General features: G+C 68.2%; 5 protein-coding genes. 3 read left to right on the plus strand and 2 right to left on the minus strand.

The features are described 5' to 3' along the window. Nucleotides 1-237: hypothetical protein (locus B3587_RS15325; protein WP_414683142.1), on the plus strand; the 237-nt coding region annotated here is incomplete at its 5' end. Between the two features lie 27 nt (nt 238-264). Here B3587_RS15325 and B3587_RS15330 read toward each other — a convergent pair. After that, nucleotides 265-1278, minus strand: coding sequence for an o-succinylbenzoate synthase (locus B3587_RS15330; RefSeq protein WP_292730238.1), 1014 nt, complete (start codon nt 1276-1278; stop codon nt 265-267). Between the two features lie 81 nt (nt 1279-1359). On the opposite strand from B3587_RS15330, the gene B3587_RS15335 reads away from it, so the two are divergent. After that, nucleotides 1360-2163: an LLM class F420-dependent oxidoreductase gene (locus B3587_RS15335; RefSeq protein ID WP_292730240.1), complete on the plus strand. Its 804-nt coding sequence runs from the start codon at nt 1360-1362 to the stop codon at nt 2161-2163. Between the two features lie 18 nt (nt 2164-2181). Here B3587_RS15335 and B3587_RS15340 read toward each other — a convergent pair whose 3' ends face one another. Continuing rightward, nucleotides 2182-2586, minus strand: coding sequence for a glucose-6-phosphate dehydrogenase (locus B3587_RS15340; RefSeq protein ID WP_292730243.1), 405 nt, complete (start codon nt 2584-2586; stop codon nt 2182-2184). A gap of 264 nt (nt 2587-2850) precedes the next feature. Here B3587_RS15340 and B3587_RS15345 point away from each other — a divergent pair, with 264 nt between their 5' ends. Beyond that, the gene (locus tag B3587_RS15345; RefSeq protein WP_228177875.1) at nt 2851-3753 is read left to right on the plus strand and encodes a 1,4-dihydroxy-2-naphthoyl-CoA synthase; all 903 of its coding nucleotides are present in this window, start codon (nt 2851-2853) and stop codon (nt 3751-3753) included. The last annotated feature ends 108 nt before the right edge of the window (nt 3754-3861 follow it).

Raw genomic sequence — 3861 nt, forward strand, 5'->3', positions numbered from 1 at the left:
CTTGCGTGGGCTTCGAGCCTCATCGATCGGGTGCAGCGGATGATCGAATCGCTTGTCACCTCCTACGGTCTGCGGCTGCGCCTCCCAGCCCGCGACGTAGCTCGCCTCGTCTTGACAGTCTGGGAAGACGCGCTCATCACGGCAGCGATCGAGCGGATCGATGACGACGGGCTGCGTCGACGCGCAGAGTCGCAGACGCAACAGCTCGCGCTCGCGCTCGTCGACGCGGCATCCTGATCGCGCGCTAGGCCCAGCGCGACCGTTTCAGCCCTGGGACACCGCCAGGAGGGCGTGGCACCTGGTTAGTCGCTCGCGCCACCACCGTTTGCGGTCCGGCGGTGCTGCCTGGAATTCAAGCGCTGACTCGTCGACCGCGGGTCTGCGAACAGGAATGGTGCCGTGCTCCGGCCGCACCGGCTGCGTCGTGACGTCGGCAGCCAGCAAAGAAGCGGTGCCCAGGCCGCAGTCGTAGTCGAGATCGGGAAGGGCCGCGGCCAGCGAAGCGCCCATTGCCAGCCCCACCGAAGTGTCAAGCGCGCTCGAGACGACGACGGGCAGCCCCGCCTCGGCGACGATCGCGAGGGCCCGGTGGACGCCGCCCAGGGGCTGCGCCTTGATCACCAGCAGATCTGCGGCGCCGGAACGTGCCACAGCGAGCGGGTCTTCGGCCTTGCGTACACTCTCGTCGGCGGCAACCGGAACACCCATGTACCGGATGCGGCGCCGCAGCTCCCGGAGCTCCTCCAGGCTTCCGCAGGGTTGTTCGACGTACTCCAGATCGAACTCGGCGAGCGCATGCACCGCGTGCTCCGCCTCGTCCAGGTTCCACGCTCCGTTTGCGTCGACCCGGATGCGGCCGAGCGGCCCCATGGCCTCCCGGACCGCTCGCACGCGGGCCACATCATCGGCGAGTGTCCCGCCGGACTCTGCCACCTTGACCTTCACCGTGCGGCATCCATCGAAACGGGCGAGCACGTCGGATACGGCATCCGGTGCAACCGCGGGAACTGTCGCGTTCACGCGGATCTCGCTGCGACGGGCCGCGGGGGTGCTGTGCCAGCCGAAGTCGATGGCTGCGGCAAGCCAGGTGCTCGCCTCGGCGTCGTCGTACTCGAGGAACGGTGAGAACTCCGTCCATCCCGCGGGCCCGCGCAGCAGCATCGCTTCTCGGTGCTCGATGCCGCGGAACCGTGTTGCGAGCGGTAGTGCGACAACGTGGGCGCTCTCGAGGAGTTCGTCCAGGGGCGGGAGTGACGGCAGGTGCAAGGCGGCGACCATGCTCTCATCCTGCCCGCCGCACTGCCGCTCGGCATCCCGGCGCGCGGGCCCTGGGGGTGTGGACGTCCGTAGGCTGAAGACATGGTTCTTCTCGATACTCTCGTCCGACTCGGCGTGCAGGTGCGCCCCCAGCACGTGAGCTATCCCCAGATCCGTGAGGCAGTGCTCTGGCTCGAGGACTTCGGCGTCGACATCGCCTTCAACTGGGATCATTTCTACCCGCTCAGCGGTGACCCGGATGGCGCGCACTTCGAGTCGTGGACGATGCTCGGCGCGTGGGCTGAGCAGACCGAGCGCATCGAGTTCGGCGCTCTTGTCAACTGCAACAGCTACCGCAACGCCGACCTGCAGGCAGATATGGCGCGGACGGTCGACCACATCAGCGCCAAGGGCGGCGCTGCCGGCCGGTTCATCTTCGGCACCGGCTCGGGGTGGTTCGAGAAGGACTACGTCGAATACGGCTATGAGTTCGGTACCGCGGGTTCTCGGCTGGATGACCTGGCCGAAGGGCTCCGCCGGGTCGAGGCCCGGTGGGAGCAGCTCAATCCGGCGCCGACGCGCAAGATCCCCGTCATGATCGGCGGCGCGGGCGAACAGAAGACCCTGCGTCTGGTTGCCCGCCACGCCGACATCTGGCACAGCTTCGTGAAGCCGGATGCCGTCACCAGCAAGCTCGACGTTCTCGAGCGGTGGGCGCAGAAGGAAGAGCGGGACCTGTCGAACCTCGTGGTCTCGAACGAGATCGGGGCGCGAAACGTCGACGAGGTCGAGGCGCTCTATGGCGCGGGAGTGCGGCTGTTCACGCTGGGGATCGATGGCCCCGACTGGAACTTCGACGCCGTCAAGCAGTGGGTGGCGTGGCGCGACGCCAAGAACGCGGCGTGATGGTCGCGCGCGGACCGGTCAGCTGACCGATTCGCCGCAGACACCGCAGATGACGCTCGTCGGGACCTCGACGAAGCAGTTCGGGCACACCGCTGCGACCCGCTCGGGCTTCGACGGCGTTGGGCGGGATGTACGGGGTGCGCGGGGCGTCGTGCTCTTGCGTGCCCGGGCAGCCGGGGGAGCCGAGACCGGAGGGAGCGGTGCGACGGCCGGGCGGTGTTCGAGGCAGTAGAGGCGCACGAACCCGGCGTGGTTGTTCGGGTGCCGGTGCTTGACCGCCCACAGCTCGGTCCGCTCTTTCAGCGGCTCGTCTGCAGGGCATCGGGCGCAGCGACTCGCCTCACCGGGCATCGCCTCGGAGGCCAGGACGGGGGTCTCGAACGGGAGCGCGTCCCGCCAGTCCGACGATGTCCTGATCTGCATCCGTATATCTCCCTGTCCTCTCCTCCAGGCTACCCGCGCCGAGTTGTCCCTCTCTCCGCCGAGTTGTCCTTCCTCCCGCCGAGTTGTCCCTCTCCCCGCCGAGTTGTCCTTCGTTGTGCTGAGTTGTCCCTTGCTGCGTCGAGTTGTCCCTTGCGCTAGGCAAGGACAACTCGCGCCGGGCAAGGACAACTCGCGCCGGGCAAGGACAACTCGCGTGAAGGTGTGGCCCGCCAGACGGGCTAAGCGCCCGCGTAGGCTGGTGCCGTGAGCGTTTCCGAGCTGTTCGATCCGGATGCCTGGGTTCTTGCCCCCGGTGCTGAGGGGTACACCGACATCACCTCCCACGTCTCGCCGGACGGCCGGATCGCCCGGATCGCGTTCGACCGGCCCGAGGTTCGCAACGCGTTCCGCCCACACACCGTCGACGAGCTGTACCGCGCCCTCGACATCGCACGGCAGGACTCGAAGATCGGCGTCGTGCTCCTGACCGGCAACGGCCCGAGTCCGAAGGACGGCGGCTGGGCGTTCTGCTCCGGCGGCGACCAGCGCATCCGTGGTCGCGACGGCTACACCTATGCGGCCGACGACGCGACGGCACCGGACCCGGCCCGCTCGGGGCGCCTGCACATCCTTGAGGTGCAACGGCTCATCCGGTTCATGCCGAAGGTCGTGATCGCGGTGATCCCGGGCTGGGCTGCGGGCGGCGGACACTCGCTGCACGTCGTGTGCGACCTGTCGATCGCGAGCCGCGAGCACGGCAGGTTCAAACAGACGGATGCCGACGTCGGCTCCTTCGACGCGGGCTACGGCTCGGCATACTTCGCCCGCCAGATCGGCCAGAAGTTCGCGCGCGAGGTGTTCTTCCTCGCGGAGGAGTACGCGGCGCAGCGGGCGTACGAGATGGGCGCGGTCAACCGCGTCGTCGAGCATGCGCAGCTCGAGCGCGAGGCCATCGCGATGGCCCGCACGATCCTCACCAAGTCGCCGACCGCGATCCGGATGCTGAAATTCGCCTTCAACGCCGTCGATGACGGACTCGTCGGTCAGCAGGTGTTCGCGGGGGAGGCCACGCGGCTCGCGTACGGCACTGACGAGGCAGTCGAGGGCAAGGACGCGTTCCTGCAGAAGCGCGACCCCGACTGGTCGCCGTATCCCTGGCACTACTGAACCCGGGCCCGGACGCCGATCGTGACGAATCGATTGCAGGATGACACGCCGTCGTCGGGGTCCTGGCGGCTCATCCGGCTGAACTCCTCCTGCAATCGGGACGCGCAG

It is taken from the genome of Microbacterium sp. UBA837 (genome assembly GCF_002296025.1).
Taxonomy (GTDB): Bacteria; Actinomycetota; Actinomycetes; order Actinomycetales; family Microbacteriaceae; genus Microbacterium.

Coding starts and splice junctions, on each gene's coding strand:
- B3587_RS15330 (WP_292730238.1), bottom strand. CDS start 1,278: ATGGTCGCCGCCTTGCACCTGCCGTCACTCCCGCCCCTGGACGAACTC.
- B3587_RS15335 (WP_292730240.1), top strand. CDS start 1,360: ATGGTTCTTCTCGATACTCTCGTCCGACTCGGCGTGCAGGTGCGCCCC.
- B3587_RS15340 (WP_292730243.1), bottom strand. CDS start 2,586: ATGCAGATCAGGACATCGTCGGACTGGCGGGACGCGCTCCCGTTCGAG.